The sequence below is a fragment of the Marinobacterium ramblicola genome, from assembly GCF_019084545.1.
GTDB classification, from domain to species: domain Bacteria; phylum Pseudomonadota; class Gammaproteobacteria; order Pseudomonadales; family Balneatricaceae; genus Marinobacterium_D; species Marinobacterium_D ramblicola.
Genome location: NZ_JAHREP010000009.1, coordinates 127,381 through 146,174, shown reverse-complemented (window position 1 = coordinate 146,174; position 18,794 = coordinate 127,381). Strand labels below are relative to the sequence as shown.

At 60.4% G+C, this 18,794-nt stretch carries 18 protein-coding genes; 10 read left to right on the top strand and 8 right to left on the bottom strand.

All coding sequences use genetic code 11. The features are described from left to right. Positions 1-2,214: an EAL domain-containing protein gene (locus KQ940_RS08960; RefSeq protein WP_217413142.1), complete on the bottom strand. Its 2,214-nt coding sequence runs from the start codon at positions 2,212-2,214 to the stop codon at positions 1-3. A gap of 147 nt (positions 2,215-2,361) precedes the next feature. Next, complete coding sequence (locus KQ940_RS08955) at positions 2,362-3,288, bottom strand: AraC family transcriptional regulator (protein ID WP_217413141.1); 927 nt, start codon at positions 3,286-3,288, stop codon at positions 2,362-2,364. A gap of 145 nt (positions 3,289-3,433) precedes the next feature. Here KQ940_RS08955 and KQ940_RS08950 point away from each other — a divergent pair, with 145 nt between their 5' ends. The 10 genes from KQ940_RS08950 (at position 3,434) to KQ940_RS08905 (ending at position 15,387) form a co-directional block, all read left to right on the top strand. Then, entirely contained in the window at positions 3,434-4,927 is a 1,494-nt protein-coding gene (locus KQ940_RS08950; RefSeq protein WP_217413140.1) for a CoA-acylating methylmalonate-semialdehyde dehydrogenase, read from the top strand. Positions 4,928-4,998: 71 nt separating this feature from the next. After that, positions 4,999-6,156, top strand: a complete 1,158-nt coding sequence (locus KQ940_RS08945; RefSeq protein ID WP_217413139.1) for an acyl-CoA dehydrogenase family protein — start codon at positions 4,999-5,001, stop codon at positions 6,154-6,156. Between the two features lie 24 nt (positions 6,157-6,180). Continuing rightward, positions 6,181-6,957 carry an enoyl-CoA hydratase gene (locus tag KQ940_RS08940; protein ID WP_217413138.1) on the top strand — a complete coding sequence of 259 codons (777 nt, stop codon included), beginning with the start codon at positions 6,181-6,183 and terminating at the stop codon, positions 6,955-6,957. Between the two features lie 25 nt (positions 6,958-6,982). Beyond that, positions 6,983-8,089, top strand: a complete 1,107-nt coding sequence (locus KQ940_RS08935; RefSeq protein ID WP_217413137.1) for an enoyl-CoA hydratase/isomerase family protein — start codon at positions 6,983-6,985, stop codon at positions 8,087-8,089. 55 nt (positions 8,090-8,144) lie between these two features. After that, positions 8,145-9,035, top strand: coding sequence for a 3-hydroxyisobutyrate dehydrogenase (gene mmsB / locus KQ940_RS08930; protein WP_217413136.1), 891 nt, complete (start codon positions 8,145-8,147; stop codon positions 9,033-9,035). A gap of 132 nt (positions 9,036-9,167) precedes the next feature. Continuing rightward, positions 9,168-11,075, top strand: coding sequence for a propionyl-CoA synthetase (locus KQ940_RS08925; RefSeq protein WP_217413134.1), 1,908 nt, complete (start codon positions 9,168-9,170; stop codon positions 11,073-11,075). Between the two features lie 33 nt (positions 11,076-11,108). Next, on the top strand, positions 11,109-11,870 hold the full coding sequence (locus tag KQ940_RS08920; RefSeq protein WP_217413132.1) for an SDR family NAD(P)-dependent oxidoreductase: 762 nt from the start codon (positions 11,109-11,111) through the stop codon (positions 11,868-11,870). 28 nt (positions 11,871-11,898) lie between these two features. Continuing rightward, positions 11,899-13,080 (top strand): acetyl-CoA C-acyltransferase, encoded by a 1,182-nt coding sequence (locus KQ940_RS08915; RefSeq protein ID WP_217413129.1) that lies wholly within the window; start codon positions 11,899-11,901, stop codon positions 13,078-13,080. A gap of 116 nt (positions 13,081-13,196) precedes the next feature. Next, positions 13,197-14,846: an AMP-binding protein gene (locus KQ940_RS08910; protein ID WP_217413127.1), complete on the top strand. Its 1,650-nt coding sequence runs from the start codon at positions 13,197-13,199 to the stop codon at positions 14,844-14,846. 151 nt (positions 14,847-14,997) lie between these two features. Next, positions 14,998-15,387, top strand: a complete 390-nt coding sequence (locus tag KQ940_RS08905; RefSeq protein WP_217413126.1) for a glutaredoxin family protein — start codon at positions 14,998-15,000, stop codon at positions 15,385-15,387. A 51-nt stretch (positions 15,388-15,438) separates the two neighbouring features. Here KQ940_RS08905 and KQ940_RS08900 read toward each other — a convergent pair whose 3' ends face one another. From KQ940_RS08900 to KQ940_RS08875, 6 genes are read right to left on the bottom strand one after another with little or no spacing between them, the layout of a single operon-like run. After that, complete coding sequence (locus tag KQ940_RS08900; protein ID WP_217413125.1) at positions 15,439-15,873, bottom strand: nuclear transport factor 2 family protein; 435 nt, start codon at positions 15,871-15,873, stop codon at positions 15,439-15,441. 4 nt (positions 15,874-15,877) lie between these two features. After that, complete coding sequence (locus tag KQ940_RS08895; protein ID WP_217413124.1) at positions 15,878-16,645, bottom strand: SDR family NAD(P)-dependent oxidoreductase; 768 nt, start codon at positions 16,643-16,645, stop codon at positions 15,878-15,880. Positions 16,646-16,648: 3 nt separating this feature from the next. Next, positions 16,649-17,224, bottom strand: coding sequence for a DUF3833 domain-containing protein (locus KQ940_RS08890; RefSeq protein ID WP_217413123.1), 576 nt, complete (start codon positions 17,222-17,224; stop codon positions 16,649-16,651). Continuing rightward, positions 17,221-17,724: a chalcone isomerase family protein gene (locus tag KQ940_RS08885; protein WP_217413122.1), complete on the bottom strand. Its 504-nt coding sequence runs from the start codon at positions 17,722-17,724 to the stop codon at positions 17,221-17,223. The genes KQ940_RS08890 and KQ940_RS08885 overlap by 4 nt, the downstream gene beginning before the upstream one ends. Further along, positions 17,721-18,248, bottom strand: coding sequence for a DUF2878 domain-containing protein (locus KQ940_RS08880; protein WP_217413120.1), 528 nt, complete (start codon positions 18,246-18,248; stop codon positions 17,721-17,723). The genes KQ940_RS08885 and KQ940_RS08880 overlap by 4 nt, the downstream gene beginning before the upstream one ends. A 55-nt stretch (positions 18,249-18,303) precedes the next feature. After that, positions 18,304-18,771 carry a DUF3833 family protein gene (locus KQ940_RS08875; RefSeq protein WP_217413119.1) on the bottom strand — a complete coding sequence of 156 codons (468 nt, stop codon included), beginning with the start codon at positions 18,769-18,771 and terminating at the stop codon, positions 18,304-18,306. Positions 18,772-18,794 lie beyond the last annotated feature (23 nt).

The following is an 18,794-nucleotide window of genomic DNA, read 5'->3' as shown; positions in this document are numbered from 1 at the left end:
TCATCGCGCTTGATGGGCGGTTAACCATTCGATGGCGGAGTCCACGGGCATGGGGCGGGCAAACAGATACCCTTGGGCGATCGTACACCCCTTGTCCAATAGCCGCTGGCGCTGAACCTCCGTCTCGACCCCCTCTGCGACGATGTTAAAACCAAACTGCTCGCCGAGACGGATCACCATCTCTACCACATGTTCACCTGCACCATCCTGCCCCAGCCGCCCGACAAAACTCTTATCGATCTTCAGTGTCGTGGCCGCCAGGTTGGCGACATGGGCGAGCGAGGAGTAGCCGGTGCCGAAGTCATCGATGCTGACGCCCATGCCCAGATCTGAGAACCGTTTCAGGATCGGGTTGATACCTTCGTAGTTCTGCATCGCCTTTGATTCGGTTACCTCGATCTCGAGCAGTCGGCCATCAAGTCCGTTCTGGTTGATGATCTGCAGCAGAGAATCGACATAGTCCTGCTGGCGCAGGTCCAGGCAACTCGCGTTGAAGGCGATGGGCAGGCTGTAACCGGACTGTTGCAGCCTCAAGGCCGCGGCAATCGTCTGTTTCGCCGCCTCGATATCCAGGTGGTTGATCAGACCGGCTGTTTCGGCGAGCGGGATGAAACGGTCCGGGGGAACAAACTGTCCATCCGGCTTGCGCCAGCGCAGTAGCGCTTCGAAGCCAACGACCTCCAGGCTATCCATACGTATCTTGGGCTGCAGCATGATAAACAGTTCGTGGTTATCGATGGCGTTATGCAGGTCCATCACCAGATGCTGGCTCTCGGTAATCGACTCCAGGAACTCCGGCTGATAGCCGATTATCCTGTCACCTCTTGCATGCGCAATGTTAACGGCAGACTCTGACAGCTGAAGTATCTGTGCGGCTTTGAGGTCGGTGAGCAGGGCGAGGTCAACGCGTGCGACGGTCAGGGTCAACCGATGGATGGTGTTATTCAGTACCAGGCGCTGGTCGATCATGTCGAGCAGTTGCTCCTCTGTCGGTGAACTCTCCTTGCTGAACAGCATGGCGAAGGTGTAGGCACCGATGTGAGCGATGGCATGATATTCGGGATATAGAGCGTCGAGACTGACCAGTAGAGAGGCCAGCAGCTCTTCGCAATAACGGTCGCCGAAGGTTACCATCATTCCGGTAAAATCATTGACCTCTACGATCAACAGTTCGCTTGTCTGCATCTCCTCCCGCGTCATCGAACTCAGTTCACGCTGTAGCCAGTTGCGGTTGTAGGACTTGAGAATCTGATCGCGATAGGCCAGATCGGTCAGCCGGTTGACCAGGGCGACGGCGGTAAAGCCACTACTGATATTCTCACTGAATACCTGCAACAGGTTGATATGGCTTTCGGTGAGCCGGGTGCTGGATCGTACCAACATCAAGTAGTGCGCCCGGTCCACCTTGGGAGTCTCGAAATAGAGAACCGTGAAATCCTGGCCAAACTGATGCGCACGTTGCTCGGACGCGGTGGCGAAGGTGGCGTAATACTCATCCAGCCGCAGCTCGGAGAGTGCTTTTCGTGTTGAACCGCTGTAGACGCCGCTGGCGGCCAGTATGCGTGCGTCAGGGATAAACGTATCACCCTCGTAGGCGATACAGAGGATGCCGCCCTGTTTGACGCCAATGATCCGGCCGATCTCGTTCAGCACCGTTTCGGTAAAGCTGATCAGGTTCTGCTTGCTGCTGATGCTGCGCGCGGCATCGACCACCATCTGTAGCCCCTGCTTGGCCTGAATCAACTCGGTGAGGTAGTGCCAGGTGCGGATGTGGCTGCTGACCACCGTGTGCAGGGTGTCCCGAGTCAGGTCCGACTTGTTCCAGTATTCATCGATATCGTACTGCGTCATCACCTCGTTGCGTGGTGCCATGCCTGGCTGGCCGGTCAGCAGTATGATGCGTACCGATGAATTGCCAAGTACATCCCGGATAGTTTCCGCCAGCCTCAACCCGGCGTCATCCTCCTCCATTACGACGTCGAGCAGGATTACGCTGATATCGCTGTGGCGTGAAATGATCACTGCGGCTTGGCTCATCGAGTTGGCGGTCAGCACCTCTACCGGCCGACCGCGGACGATCAAGCCCCGCAGGCTATAAATAAGTGATGATTGATAGGTGAGGTCATCCTCGACGCTGAGGACTTTCCAAGGGGTAACCAGTTTTTCGTTGACTGCTGCGGGTTCGGAAAACTGGAACAGTTCGGATTCTGGCATCGCGCATCCCTCGCACTTGGAGTAATTCCTGTCCTGCTGCCGGTTAAGAATTGGTCAAGAAGTGCGAGTTCGCAAATTAATTTTGTACTTCTGAACGAAGTCCCGGCTCCTTCAGGTTCAGCGAAGCCCGGGCTGAATGCCTGTTAATTAACGACGCGCTGACTCACCTCGATAGGCATAGGCCCCGGTGCGCAGATTGCGGTACTGGCTGGGCGAGACGCCCATGATCTTCTTGAAGATGCGGGAGAAGTAGTAGGCATCTTCGTAACCCACGGCAAATGCGACCTCGTTGATGCTGTTGCCTGTGGTATCCAGCAGGTGACAGGCGCGCTCGATCTTCAACTGGATGAAATGGTTGATCGGTGTGGTGCCGGTCAGTTCTTTGTAGCGCTTGACGAAGTGGTACTTGGACAGATTGACGCTCTCTGCCAGAGTCTCCAGTGCCAGATGCTCGTGGACATGGGCTTGCATCAGGCTGTGCACCCGCTCCAGATCCAGGCTGTCGCTTTTGTCGCGGTTGCGCGCCAGCGGTTGCAGCAGCGCAATATGTGTCAGTATCTGGCGCAGCTGGTTGGCGGCGCAGAGGTAGGCGCTGAGGTTGTAGGTCGACTCGCGCAGCTCCAGCAGAGCCTCGAAATCGCTTGCCAGACGCGACTGCAGGCCAAGAGGCGTAAGCAGTAGCGGTGCGTTCTGACGCGGCTCGCGAAGGTGGTCGTAGAACGCTTCCGCATCCTCACCGTGAAAGTGGGCCCAGTAGATGGTCCAGGGGCGGCTCTTCAGTGCTCGATAGCTGTGGCTGACCCCCTTTGGCAGCAGCACCAGATCACCGGCATGCACGCTGTATTTCTGTCCTTCTACCTGCAACAGCCCCGCGCCCTCCAGACAGTAGATCATCAGGTAATCGTCGTGTTCGACGCGCTCCATATGATGCCCGGACGCCTGGTGATAGTAGCCGATACCAAGCGGATAGAGGCCCCGGCTGAGCGGGTGTTCGGCCAGTTGCTGAACGATTCTGCGTGGTACTACGAAGCGGATGCTCTCGGGCGGTAACGGCCAGTTTGAAGGGGTACTCATGGCATCAGTTTTCTAATAAGTGATATTCCTAATCTAATCGCAATATAGTCCATCAACTGAACAAGATTATCAATCCTGCACCCTCGGGAGGCATGCTAAAACTACATCATTACCTGACACTAATAATGATAAAGAGGATAGCACCATGACCCAGCAAGTCCCCCTCCTGATCAACGGCGAACTGGTACAGAGCGCGTCGAGCAAATTGATCCCGGTAACCAACCCGGCGACGCAGGAGGTGATTGCTCAGTTGCCCTGCGCCACCAGCGAAGAGGTTGATCGCGCCGTCGCCGCAGCCAAGGCCGCGTTTGAAACCTGGAAAGATACCCCGGTCGGCGATCGTGCCCGTCTGATGCTGCGCTACCAGGCGCTGCTGAAGGAGCATCACGATGATCTGGCCAAGACCCTGTCGCAGGAGACCGGCAAGACCTTCGAGGATGCCAAGGGCGACGTCTGGCGCGGTATCGAGGTGGTCGAGCATGCCTGCAACATTGCATCGCTGAGCATGGGCGAAACGGTGGAAAACGTGGCACGCAAGATCGACTGCTACAGCATCACCCAGCCGCTGGGCGTCTGCGTCGGTATCACCCCGTTCAACTTCCCGGCGATGATCCCGCTGTGGATGTTCCCGATGGCGATCGCCTGCGGTAACACGTTCGTACTCAAGCCCTCCGAGCAGGACCCGCTGACGCCGATGCGTCTGGCCGAGCTGTTCAAGGAGGCCGGCGCACCGGACGGCCTGTTGCAGATCGTGCACGGCGGTAAAGAGGTGGTCGACCAGCTGCTGACCCACAAGGACACCCCGGCGATCTCCTTCGTCGGCTCCGTCGCTGTCGGCGAGCATATCTACCGTACCGGTACCGAGCACCTGAAGCGGGTGCAGGCGTTTGCCGGCGCCAAGAACCACATGGTGGTGATGCCGGATGCGTCCAAAACCCAGGTGGTCAACGCCATCGCCGGTGCCTCTGTCGGTGCCGCAGGTCAGCGCTGCATGGCGATCTCTGTGGCGGTGTTCGTGGGTGAGTCGCGCGAGTGGATCCCCGAAGTACGTGACGCTCTGGCCAAGGTACGCCCCGGTGCCTGGGACGATCCAAGCGCCGGCTACGGTCCGCTGATCAATCCGCAGGCGAAAGAGCGCGTGCTGAACTTTATTCAGCAGGGCAAGGCTGCCGGCGCGGAATGCATTCTCGATGGCAGCGAGTGCGTGGTCGAAGGCTACCCGGACGGTAACTGGGTGGGGCCGACCATGTTCCGCAATGTGACCACCGATATGTCGATCTACCGTGAAGAGATCTTCGGCCCGGTTCTGGTTGCGCTGGAGGTGGACTCCATCGAAGAGGCGATCGAGCTGATCAACGAGAACCCCTACGGCAACGGTACCTCGATCTTCACTTCATCCGGTGCTGCCGCACGCAAGTACCAGCACGAGATCAAGGTCGGTCAGGTCGGTATCAACGTACCGGTGCCGGTACCGCTGCCGATGTTCTCCTTCACTGGCTGGCGCAAGTCGTTCTACGGCGATCAGCACGCTTACGGCAAGCAGGCGGTGCGCTTCTATACCGAGACCAAGACGGTAACAGCGCGCTGGTTTGAAGAGGATATCGACCACGGTGTTAATACCAGTATTCACCTTAAGTAACAGACTTAATCCATTGATATATAAAACTCAGGTCGGGATGAAAGTCCCGGCCGTACAAGGAGAAAACCTCTATGGATTTTGAACTGAACGAAGACCAGATCGCCTTTGCCGACATGGCCCGCGCCTTTGCACAGAACGAGCTGGAGCCCAATGCGGCACAGTGGGACCAGGAGCACCACTTCCCGGTCGACGTGCTGAAAAACGCCGGTGAGCTTGGCCTGATGGGCCTGTACTCGCCGGAGGATGTGGGCGGTCTGGCACTGAGCCGACTCGACGCCAGCATCATCTTCGAACAGCTGGCGATGGGCTGCACCTCGACCACCGCATTCATGACCATCCACAACATGGTGTGCTGGATGATCGCCAGCTACGGCAATGCCGAAACCCGCGAAACCTGGTGCCCGCAACTGACAGCCGCCGAAAAACTCGGCTCCTACTGCCTGACCGAGCCCAACGCCGGTTCCGATGCTGCGTCACTGAAAACCACGGCGCGTCGCGATGGCGACCACTATGTACTCAACGGCAGCAAGATCTTTATCTCCGGTGCCGGCAGCACCGACGTACTGGTGGTGATGGCGCGCACCGGCGGCGACGGGCCGAAAGGGATCTCCGCCTTTGTGGTCGATGCCAAGGCCGACGGCATCAGCTACGGCCGTAAGGAGGACAAGATGGGCTGGAACAGCCAGCCGACCCGAATGATCACCTTCGACGGCGTGCGCGTTCCGGCATCGGCGCTGCTGGGCGAGGAGGGGCAGGGTTTCAGCATCGCGATGAAGGCGCTGGATGGCGGCCGCATCAATATCGCCACCTGTTCCATCGGTACCGCCCAAGCGGCGTTGAACCGCGCCCGCGATTACCTGCATGAACGCAAGCAGTTCGGTCGTGAGATTGGCGAGTTTCAGGCGCTGCAGTTCACCCTGGCGGATATGGTCACCGAGCTGGTAGCAGCACGGCAGATGGTGCGCCTGGCGGCCTGCAAACTGGACGCCGGTCACCCCGACAAGACCGCCTACTGTGCCATGGCCAAGCGTTTTGCCACCGACGTCGGCTTCCGCGTCTGCGATCAGGCGCTGCAGCTGTTTGGCGGCAATGGCTATATCAAGGAGTACCCGATGGAGCGTTATGTGCGCGATAGCCGCGTGCACCGCATTCTCGAGGGTACCAACGAGATTATGCGCGTCATCATCGCCCGCCGGGCGCTGATGCAGGACGCGGCGGATCTGCTCTAACCGCCGCCTGGAAGGAGATATCGAATGAGTGATGCACTGCTAGTCGAAAAACAGGGCCACACGGCCGTAATCACGATGAACAACCCGCCGGCCAACACCTGGACCGCGGAGAGCCTGAAAGCGTTGACCGCCGCGGTGAAGTCGCTGAATGCCGACCGCGACATCTACGCACTGGTGCTGCGCAGCAGCAGCGAGAAATTCTTCTCCGCCGGTGCCGATCTGAAGCTGTTTGCCGATGGTGACAAGGCGGTAGCGCGTGATATGGCACGCGTCTTTGGTGAAGCGTTTGAAACCCTGGCGCAGTTCCGCGGCGTGTCGATCGCGGCGATCAACGGTTTCGCCATGGGCGGTGGGCTGGAAGTAGCGCTGGCCTGCGATCTGCGCGTGGCGGAAGAACAGGCACAGATGGCGCTGCCGGAGGCGAAGGTGGGCTTGCTGCCCTGTGCCGGTGGTACCCAGAACCTGACCCTCCTGGTCGGCGAGGGCTGGGCCAAGCGGATGATCCTCTGTGGTGAGCGTATCACGGCGGCCAAGGCGCTGGAGATCGGTCTTGTAGAGGAGATGGTCGGTAAAGGCCAGGCCTATGAGCGCGCGCTGGAGCTGGCGAAACAGGTGGAGCAGCAGAGCCCCATCGCCGTCACCGCCTGCAAGCGGTTGATCCAGAACAGCCGTACTGCACATCTGAATCAGGGCTACATCCTGGAGCGTGAGCTGTTTGTCGATCTGTTCGACAGTGAGGATCAGCGCGAAGGGGTCAACGCCTTTCTGCAGAAGCGCGCCCCTGAATGGAAGAATCAGTAACCGGACTGACGAGAGAGGATTGCCGATGAGCAGCGTACTGTTCAATGAGATACCTACCCGGGATGGCAAACGGATCATCGAGATCCGCCTCAACGCCGAGCGCTCGCTGAATGCGCTGACGCTGGAGATGGTCGACCTGATCCAGCCGCAGCTGGATGCCTGGCACGACGACGACAGCGTGGTGGCGCTGATCCTCGATAGCGCCGGGGAGAAGGCGTTTTGTGCCGGTGGCGATATCGTCAACATGTACAAGTCGATCAAGGGTGAGGGTGCAAAGGACTTTGCCGAGATCTTTTTCACCCGCGAGTACAAGCTCGACTACACCCTGCACACCTACCCGAAGCCGATCATCTGCTGGGGCAGCGGTATTGTCATGGGCGGCGGCATGGGGCTGATGAACGGCTGCAGCCACCGTGTTGTGACCGAAACCACCTATATGGCGATGCCGGAGGTCACCATTGGTCTCTACCCGGATGTGGGCGGAAGCTGGTTCCTCAACCATATGCCGGGGCGCACCGGGCTGTTTCTGGGCCTGACCGGCAACCCGATCAACGCCCCCGACGCGCTCTACCTGGGGCTGGCCGACCGTTTCATCCTCTCCGAACTGCGTACCACGCTGGTGGAACGTCTGCAGATTGCAGACTGGCAAGGTGATGCAAAATCGGCCGTGAACTCTGTGCTACGCGAGCTGGAGCAGCAGTCTCAGCCTCAGCTTGCCGAGATGGCCGGCCCGATTCGCCAGCACGCCGAATTGATCCGCCGTGTGACTGACCATGACAGCCTGGAAGCAGTACAGGCGGCGCTGCTTGCAGAAGATGGCAGCGACAAGTGGGTGGCACGGGCCCAGAAAGCGCTGAGCCACGGCAGCCCGCTTTCAATACGGATCATCGCCCGTCAGCTGGAACGCTGCCGCCACCTGTCACTGAAAGAGGTGTTCGAGCGCGAACTTGAGCTGTCGGTGCAGTGCTGTCGTCACTCCGAATTCCCGGAAGGGATACGCGCGCTGCTGATCGACAAGGATGGCAAGCCGGACTGGATGTTCAAGTCGATCGCCGATGTGGACCCGGCGGTGCTGGAGTCGTTTTTTGAGTCGCCCTGGGCGGTCAATCCCCTGAGCGAAGAGCTGAACTAACCGAGAGGGCGCCGGTATACGCCTGCGGCGCCGACAACAGAATAAGGATAAGAAAATGGCAACTATCGCATTTATCGGCCTGGGTCACATGGGCGGCCCGATGGCGATCAACCTGGTCAAGGCCGGGCACAACGTTCATGTATTCGATCTGGTCGACACCCTGGTGCAGGAGGTTGCGGCCGAAGGCGCCCAGGCGGCTACCAGCGCCGTCGACGCGGTATCCGACGCGGATTTCGTGATCTCCATGCTGCCGGCCGGCAAGCATGTGGAGGCGCTCTACGTTACCGGCGATCAACCGCTGTTCGATGTGGTGAAGAGGAGTGCACTGATCATCGATTCCTCCACCATCGATGCCGCCACCGCACAGCGCGTGGCCAAGGTCGGTGCCGAGCGTGGCCTGAACTTTATCGATGCCCCGGTTTCCGGCGGTGTCGGCGGTGCCAAGGCGGGTACGCTGGCGTTCATGGTCGGTGCTTCGGAGGCGCAGTTCGCCCAGGCCAAACCGATCCTCGAGTGCATGGGCAAGAACATCTTCCACGCCGGTGATCACGGCGCCGGGCAGATCGCGAAGGCGTGCAACAACCTGCTGCTCGGCGTACTGATGACCGGTACCTGCGAGGCGCTGAACCTGGGCGTCAAGAACGGTCTCGATCCTGCCGTACTGTCCGAGATCATGAAGCAGAGCTCCGGTAATAACTGGGCGCTGCAGGTCTACAACCCCTATCCGGGCGTAATGCCGGGCGTACCCTCCAGCAACGACTACCAGGGCGGCTTTATGGTCGACCTGATGTTCAAGGATCTGGGCCTGGCCATGGAGCTGAGCCAGCAGAGTGCCTCGCCGGTGCCGATGGGCTCCAGCGCACGCGCGCTGTTCAACCTGCACAAGGCCAAAGGCAATGGCACGTTGGATTTCTCCAGCGTACTGCGTCTGTACCAGGACAAGTAAACGTTCAATACCGCTAATCCGACCTGCTGGCTGCCACGACCATCCCCTCTAACGGCGCGGTAGCCGGCGATATCCATCGGGCGATGGCCGAGGGACGGCTGTGCCTTAAAAGAATAATTAAGAGGTTGAACGATGGGTTATACCGACGAGTATCAGGCCGCACTTGAGAACGGCGAGCACTACTGGGCTGAGCAGGCCGAGCGCATCCACTGGTTCCGCAAACCGCAGACAACGCTGAAAAAGACCGAATCCGGCACCTGGAGCTGGTATCCGGACGGCGAGCTGAACAGCTGCTATCTGGCGCTGGATCACCAGATCGCAGAGGGCCGCGGCGAACAGGTAGCGCTCTACTACGACTCCCCGGTGACCGGCAGCAAGCAGGCGATCAGCTACAACGCGCTTCGCGACAAGGTGGCGCGTTTCGCCGGTGCGCTGCGTCGTCAGGGTGTGGAGAAGGGCGATACCGTGCTGATCTACATGCCAATGATCCCCGAAGCGGCGGTGGCGATGCTCGCCTGTGCCCGTCTCGGTGCCGTGCACTCGGTGGTGTTCGGCGGTTTCGCGCCGCACGAGATGGCGATCCGTATCGATGACGCCGAACCCAAGGTGATTCTAACCGCCTCCTGCGGGATCGAGTTCGACAAGACCATCGCCTACAAGCCGCTGGTGGATCAGGCGATTGCCGGTGCCAAACACAAACCGGCCTGCACCATTGTTTACCAGCGGCCGATGTTGCAGGCGGATCTGGACAGCGCCCGGGATCTGGACTGGGAGCAGGTGCAGGAGGGTGTCGAGCCCGCCGAGTGCGTGCCGGTGCGCGGTGAAGATCCGCTGTACATCCTCTACACCTCCGGCACTACCGGCCAGCCCAAGGGGATCGTGCGCGACAACGGCGGCCACGCGGTGGCGCTCAGCTACGCGCTGAACAACGTCTACGGCATGCAGGAGGGTGATGTCTGGTGGGGCGCCTCCGATATCGGCTGGGTGGTCGGCCACTCCTTCATCGTCTATGGTCCGCTGATGGGCGGCTGCAGCAGCATCTTCTTCGAGGGCAAGCCGGTGCGTACCCCTGATGCCGGTACCTACTGGCGGGTGATCGCCGAGTATGGCGTCAACTCCATGTTCTGTGCCCCGACCGCGTTCCGCGCTATCCGCAAGGAGGATCCGAACGGCGAGCTGGCCAAGCAACACGACCTGTCCAGCCTGCGCTGGATCTTTGTCGCCGGTGAGAAGCTGGACTCCTCCACCTACTACTGGCTCTCCGATCTGCTGCAAGTTCCGGTGCTGGACCACTGGTGGCAGACCGAGACCGGCTGGCCGATGACCGCACCGATGATGGGCTTGTCTGACCCGGCAGAGCCGCGCCTCGGTTCCACCCACAAGCCGCTGCCCGGCTACGACATCCGGGTACTGGATAGCGATGGCCACGAGGTGCCGATGGGTGATGCGGGCCATATCTGCGTCAAGCTGCCGATGCCGCCTGGCGTGGCCTGGAGCATCTGGAACAACGACGAGCGTTTCGTCAGCTCCTACCTGACCGCCTTTCCCGGCTACTACCACACCGGCGATGGCGGATACCGCGACGCTGAAGGCTACATCTACATTACTGGGCGTACGGACGATGTGATCAATGTGGCGGGTCACCGCCTCTCCACCGGCGAGATGGAGGAGGTGGTTTCCGCCCATCCGGCCGTGGCCGAGTGTGCGGTGATCGGTGTTAACGACGAGCTGAAAGGGCAGCTTCCGGTGGGGCTGGTGGTGATCAAGGCGGGTGAGGAGATCGACGAAGATCAGCTTCAGGCCGAACTGGTGCAGCGGGTACGCGACCAGGTCGGTGCGCTGGCCTGCTTTCGCCGTGCCGTAGTGGTCACGCGCCTGCCGAAGACCCGTTCCGGCAAGATCCTGCGCGCCACCCTACGCAAGATCGCGGCTGCCGAGCCCTACAAGATGCCATCCACCATCGATGACGCCAGCATTCTGGATGAGATTACTGAACGCCTGGAACAGGCTGGATTCGAGCGGGCGAAAGCGCCGTCATGATCAAGAAAAGTATTTTAAAACAGGTAGATATTTATGGAAATTAAACAAGTACCGGCAGTTGTAACCGGTGGCGCCTCAGGTCTGGGTGAGGGTGCCGCACGGGTGCTGGCCGCGGCCGGCTGCCGCGTGGCGATTCTCGATCTGCAGCAGGAGCGTGGCGAAGCGGTCGCGCGCGAGATTGGCGGTATCTTCGTGAAGTGTGACGTTACGTCCTCCGAGAGTGCCGAGGCTGCATTTGCTGCGGCCCGCGAGGCCCATGGCCCTTGCGGTATTGCGGTGAGCTGCGCCGGTGTCGCTCCGGCCGGCCGCATCGTCGGCAAAGATGGCCCGATGCCACTGGATCAGTTTACCCGCGTCGTCCAGATCAACCTGATCGGAACCTTCAATATCCTGCGCCTGGCCGCGGCGGATATGGCCGAACGTGCAGCGAACGGCGACGGCGAGCGTGGCGTGATCGTCAACACTGCCTCCATCGCCGCTTACGAGGGGCAGATCGGCCAGGCCGCCTATGCCGCGTCCAAAGGTGGTGTCGTATCGCTGACGCTACCCGCAGCCCGTGAACTGGCGCGCCACGGGATCCGCGTCAATACCATCGCCCCGGGCCTGTTCATGACGCCGATGATGGCGGGATTCAGCGAAGAGGTGCAGCAGAGCCTGGCGGCGACGCTGCCGTTCCCGCAGCGCCTGGGCAAGCCGGAGGAGTTCGGCATGCTGGTGGAGCAGATCGTACGTAACCCGCTGCTGAACGGCGAAACCATCCGCCTGGATTGTGCGTTGCGCATGGCGCCACGTTGATATTGCCGTGTTGAGAGGAGATCAGAGAATGTCCAAAGATAGCGTTGTAATTGTGGGTGCCGCCCGTACCCCGATGGGCGGCATGCTGGGTGAGCTCAGCGATGTTCGCAGTCCGGAGCTGGGCGCCGTCGCCATCCGTGCCGCCGTGGAGCGCGCGGGACTGGCACCGGAGTCGGTCGACGAGGTGGTGATGGGCTGTGTGCTGCCGGCTGGTCTCGGCCAGGCGCCGGCACGTCAGGCGTCGCGCAAGGCGGGTATCCCCGATGCTGCGGGCTGCACCACGGTCAACAAGATGTGCGGTTCGGGGATGAAGGCGGTGATGCTGGCCCACGACCAACTGCTGGCCGGCAGTGCGCAGATCATGGTGGCCGGCGGCATGGAAAACATGAGTCAGGCACCCTACCTGCTGCCGAAAGCCCGTGCCGGTATGCGCATGGGCCACGGCCAGGTGATCGACTCCATGTTCTTCGATGGCCTCGAAGATGCGTACGAGGGTGGCCTGATGGGGGTATTTGCCCAGCGCACTGCCGATGCCTGCGAGGTCAGCCGCGAAGCGATGGACCAGTTCGCCATCACCTCCTTGAATCGGGCGCTGGAGGCGATCAACAGCGGTGCCTTCCGTGACGAGATCGCGCCGGTCAGCGTCAAGAGCCGCTCAGGTGAGGTGCTCGTCGATACCGACGAACAACCCGGCAATGCACGCCCGGACAAGATCCCGCAACTGCGTCCGGCGTTCAGCAAGGATGGCAGCGTTACAGCCGCCAACTCCAGCTCGATCAGTGACGGTGCATCGGCGCTGGTGCTGACCACCCAGGCGGAAGCCGAAGCGCGGCAGCTCAAGCCGCTGGCCCGTATCGTCGCCCATGCCACTCATGCGCAACTGCCCGCCGAGTTCACCCTGGCGCCGATCGGCTCCATCGAGAAGGTGCTCAAGCGCGCCGGCTGGAGCAAGGATGAGGTGGATCTGTTCGAGATCAATGAGGCGTTTGCCGTGGTCACCCTGCTGGCGATACGCGAGCTGGGGCTCGACCCCGGCAAGGTCAACGTCCACGGTGGTGCCTGTGCGCTCGGTCACCCGATCGGCTCCTCCGGCTCGCGCATCATCGTCACCCTGATCCATGCGCTGAAGCAACGCGGACTCAGACGTGGCGTGGCATCGCTCTGCATCGGCGGTGGCGAGGCGACGGCGGTGGCGATCGAGCTGCTGTAAACGGTCGATTCCCTCCAAAGCAGAATCGGTGGCCCTCTCTGGATCCAGAGGGGGCTAGGGCCCCTCATGTTTGAGTTCTGCTAAACGACAGCGAATAACAATATGCAGGTACTGCGATGAACAACGTTAAATACAGCGATTTCATGCGAGATTTCCGCGTCGAGACGATTCTCGACAGCTTTGTCGGTGACTACGAAAAGGGTATTAACGTCTGCGAAGAGATCTGTGACCGCCACTCCGATGATCCGACCCGCGTTGCACTGCGTTACGAGCGGATCGACGGTTCCAGCGGCGAGCTGACCTTCCGTGAACTGCAGCAGCGCTCGGCGCAGTTCGCCAACTTCCTGACCAGCCAGGGGATAGGGCGGGGCGACCGCGTGGCCTGCCTGCTGCCGCGCACGCCGGAGCTGCTGATCAGCCTGCTTGGTACCCTGAGGGTGGGCGCGGTCTATCAACCGCTGTTCACCGCCTTCGGTAGCGGTGCCATCGAGTATCGCCTTGAGCGCGCCGAGACCAAACTGATCATCACCAACCCGGAGCAGTGGCCGAAGCTCGCCGACGTCAAAGGCCTGCCGAGCACCATGCTGGTGGCCGATGCGTATGATTCTTTGGCGGCCGAGGCGACTTTCCTGTTCGATGAGTCTCAGAGTGGTCAACGTACGGAGTTTGAACCGGTACGTTTGGGCCCGGATGAGCCCTTCCTGCAGATGTTCACCTCCGGCACCACCGGCAAGTCCAAGGGGGTATCGGTACCGGTACGCGCACTGCCCGCGTTTTGGGTCTACATGCGCTACGCCATCGGCCTGCGCGAGAGCGATAACTTCTGGAACGTGGCCGATCCCGGCTGGGCCTACGGCCTCTACTACGCCATCGTCGGCCCGATGCTGCTCGGCTGCACCACCCACTTCAACGAGGCGGGATTCAGTGCCGACAACACCTTCAGCTTCCTGGAGCGCTACCGGATCACCAACTTTGCTGCGGCGCCGACCGCCTACCGCATGCTGATGGCCAACGACAAGCTGCTCGCCAACTACCCCGGTATCCAGCTGCGGGTGGCCAACAGCGCCGGTGAGCCGCTGAACCCGGAGGTGGTCAATTGGGTGCGCCGCGCGTTCGACTGCCGTGTCTGTGACCAGTACGGCCAGACCGAAACCGGCATGACGGCCGCCAACTTCCATGAGCTGAGCCATACCCATCGTGATGCCAGCATGGGCTACCCGTTGCCGGGTTATCGCCTCGTGGCACTGGATGCAGACTTCAACGAAGTGGGTGAGGGGGAGACCGGTGAACTGGCGATCGATATGGAGAACTCGCCACTGTACTTCTTCCAGGGTTACACCTGGGGCGAGAAGAGCCCCTACCAGGGCCGTTACTACCTGACCGGTGATATCGTCATCAGCAACGGTGACGGCGCTCATTCCTATACCGGCCGCGACGACGATATCATCGCCTCGGCGGGCTACCGCATCGGACCGGCGGATGTGGAGAACACTCTGCTTGAGCATGAAGCGGTGATCGAGAGCGCGGTGGTTGGCAAGCCCTGCGAAAAGCGTGGCCATATCGTCAAGGCCTATGTGGTGACGCATCCCGAGTACGATGCCGATGAGGCGCTGATCGAAGCGTTGCAGCAGCATGTGCGCAACCGTCTGTCGACCCACGCCTTCCCGCGTGAGATCGCCTTCGTCACCGAACTGCCGAAGACCTCCAGCGGCAAGCTGCAGCGTTACCTGCTGCGTCAGCAGGCGATGGAGGAGTTGAACGGCTGATAAGTTCATCAGGCCCGGGTTGCCGGGCCTTTGTTTCCCCTACGAAAGGCAGCCAGCCATTGCGTATGTAATCACAGGAGGATTTTTCGGCACATTTTGGTACACTGCGCGCCTTCAACGAACCGCCTGCAAGATTGTACGAGGAGATCGAATGCGCTGGGTGATACGACTCTTTTTCAGACTGCTACGCCGTCTGCTGATGCCGTTTATGCTGATCTATGCCGCTCTCTCCAAGCCCAAGCCGATTTCGCGAGACGAGAACGCTCAAGCCCAGGTCGATAGCGACTGCCGTCAGCTGACGCTCTATCAGTTCGTCACCTGTCCGTTCTGCATCAAGGTGCGCAAGGAGATTCACCGCCTGGCACTGCCGATCGGCATGGCCAATGTGCAGCGTGATGCCGATGCCCGCAAAGCCCTGGAGCAGGGCGGGGGCCGCGTGAAGGTTCCCTGCCTGAAGATCGAGCATGAAGACGGACGCACCGAGTGGGTGTACGAGTCCTCCGATATCAATAACTACCTGCACCAGCGCTTCGCGCCTTGAGCCATTCGGCGGACTGGCACCGAACCCGGTGCCAGTAACCCCACATACGCGCTATCTCAGACTCGTTCTCTTGCGAACCCACCTCACGATGCAACCGATCACCGGCATGCCATCCATGATCCGGCTGCCGTCCCAGTAGTCGTAGTGCCGGGTTATCTTCCCCTCCGCATCGATCAGTATATGGCTGACCCCTTCAGCCCGTATCGCCTTGGTTATGGTGCTATAGGCGCTGAACTCCCAGATCAGATAGCCACCGGTTGGGGTGGGGTCGATCTGTTTAACCCGGAACTGGATATCGTCGAGATTGGCGAACATATCGACCATCACCTCGCGATAGCCCGCCTTGCCGCTGGTGTGGTTGAACGGGTCTTTGAACTCGACGTCATCCGCCAGCAACTGCTGCATTGCGTCCAGGTTGTCCGGCGTCAGTGTCTCCAGTAAATCGGCGTACTGTTTCAGCGGGTGATCACTATTGGATTCTGTCATCGTGTCAGGTCGTCAGTTTCTGTACCAGGGGAAAGTACCACGCATAGGGCAGGCAGCGGAGCAGTTTCAGCACCGTGGTAAACCGCGCCGGGAAACTGATCTCGAAGCGGCTGGAGGTGAGCCCTTTGAGAATCCATTGTGCGGCCTGCTCGGGCTCTATCAGGGCGGGCATGGTGAACTGGTTCTTGTCGGTAAGCGGGGTGCGCACGAAGCCGGGGGAGATCAGACGCAGGTCGACGCCACTCCCGGCCAGGTCGAGCCTGAGTGCCTCGGCGAGGTTGATCAGCGCCGCCTTGCTGGCGCCATAGGCCGCTGCGGTTGGCAGACCGCGATATCCGGCGACCGATGCCATGATGGCGATCTGACCCCGGCCGCGCTTGAGGCAGTGTTTCAGGCTGGGGTCGAGCGAACGGAGCGTGCCGCAGAGGTTGATATTCAGCAATGTTTCGACCCTTTGGGCGCTGAACTCCCGGGCGGTAAACGGATCGTGCGTGCCTGCGTTGAGGATGATCAGGTCCGGCAGCCGATTGTCGTTTTCCCACTGCTCGAAATACCCCTCTATCGCCGCCTGATCGGTAACGTCGAGCGGGCAGGGGATCAGCGCACCGGGTAGACGCTTCAGGGCGTCTGCCAGCTCCTCCAGTGCTTCATGGCGCCGGGCGCTGGCGTAGACGGTAACGCCCTTTTCGCACAGTGCCGTTGCCAGCGCCCGGCCTATGCCCTGACTCGCCCCGGTTACCCAGGCGGTTTGCCAGTTGTGTCTATGCTTCATCGTCTACTCCTTTACCCGACAGCTTGGCCGAAGGGGGCGGGTGGGGGTATCACTGATACGGTGGATGGATAGGGTGATCTCGCCCAGATCGAAGCCAAACTTGGTCATCCGGGTGCGGTTGATCAGGTGGTCTTCACTGACCAGGTAAAGCCAGTCGTCGAGGCTGAGATCGATGCTGTCGCCATCATCCAGCGCGACTCTGAGCACGTATTGCCAATTCAGCGTATTGCCGGCGATTGTCCCTTCGGCTTCACCGACTACGTCACCGGCCGTTCCGGTCAAACGGCCGGCCTGCTGCTCCAGTCGCCAGCAACGCCACTGCTCCTCACCATCATTGAATTGGAACTGCTCATCGAGCACGCCGCGATGGCCGTCCCATTCGGCTGCGATGTTCGCGGTGAAGCGTCGGGTAACCTCGCCGGAACGGTTCTGCACGATACCGACTGCCTGCAGCTGGCCGTTGAAAAATGTCGAGGGTTCCAGTGCCGGCTGGCTATTGCGGTAGTGCTCGATATTGGTGCCGCAGCTCGCCAGTGTCAGCAGGCTCAGCAGCGTAATTGTACGGGTAGCGATGTTCATGATTCTCCCCTCAGCCGTCGGCTCAAGCGTGGATAGGAGCTGTTGTCTGCCAGCCAGATCGCCATAAAGGCTCTGGCAAACCGGGTATCGTCGATACGTCCGATCGGTTGCTCGTTAAAGTGGAAGGTGCCGCCGGTGGCGGTCAGCTCGAAACTGAGGCTGTCGCCGGGCCGGATCTTGTCTGGCCAGATACGGGACAGCCGCTCAAGGTTCTGTGCACTGACCAGGGCAGGAAGTTCCGGCGCGATCTGCTGCAACTCATCCCGGGTGGCATCGATCAGATCGTCCCGTTCCATCGCACGCAGATAGTGAATTCTGAGTAGCATGGGGGCGTTGATGCCGCGGTATCGACCATCGGGTGTAAACAGCTGGGCATCGTATATCTCCCATAGCAGCACACTGAGCCTGGCTTCGCCCACCAATCGATACTCGACACTGCCCATCGCAGGGCTGGCGATCACCGCGAGCAGAAGCAGCACGGCTGTAAGTCTTGCGTTCATACCGCTTCCCTCGCGTTGGTGTTGATATTGAATCGCTGGCTGAGCCGGAGCAGCACGGGCAGCAGCAGGGCCCATATAGACGCCAGTATCAGCACAGTGGTCGAGTCGGAATATCTCAACTCCACAGCCCCCAGTCGGGCGCCCAACAGATAGCTGCCGCTACCGGCGGCCCCGCCAAGCAGTGCAGACAGGTAGGGATGGGAGGCGAGCGGTTTGAGCCCTTGGCGCAAAGTTGCCGCAAAGCAGCACCACAGCAGCGCCAGCCAGAATGGAGGCAGAGTGGGGGAGTGTTCGAACTGAAACACTCCGCCGAGAAGCAGGAGAGAGTCGACAACATAGCCGAGCGTTGCGGCGATCAGGATCAACCGCAACTCACCCATCCGGTCACTGTGCAGGAGCAGATGCGCACAGAGCAGCAGAATCAGCCAGGGCAGGCTCTGCTGTTGCAGAAGTACCGCCAGCCACCAACAGAGCTGAAAGCCGATCAGGTTGGCAATGATCTGTTCACTTCTACCCGGCTTCATCCGTTGCTCCAATGAATTCGCAGTACTCAAACTACGTAGCAGGGCGCGTTTTGGATTAGGGGGATGTGGATCTGTCCAGACGGTTAAACGCCAGCGTGACACTGCCTATGGGAATACCCCACTTGCTGAGGCGTGCGCGGTTGATCAGCACGTCATCGGCCATCAGAAACATCTGATCGTTGAAGTCGACTCTTACAGAGCGCTGGCCCACCGGAAGATTGAGCTGATAGCGCCAATGCAGACGGTTAGCCACTACATTGCCCAGCGCCGGTTTGGATAGGTCGGCGGCTGTGCCGCGGTACCGGCTGTGGCTGATGCGTTGAATCCGCCAGGTGCGCTGTTGACGTTCGCCGTCGTCATATACGAAAGCCTCGTCCAGAATCAGGGTGTCGCCTTCAACGCGGCCGCTGAGGTCGATAAGCAGTTGCCGCCGACAGCGACCGAAAGGCGTTTCGAATAGTCCGTAGGCGCGGGTCGCGCCCCGAAAATACTCGAACAGATCAAAATGTACCGGAAAACTCATCCTTATCGCCCTGTGAATGCAGT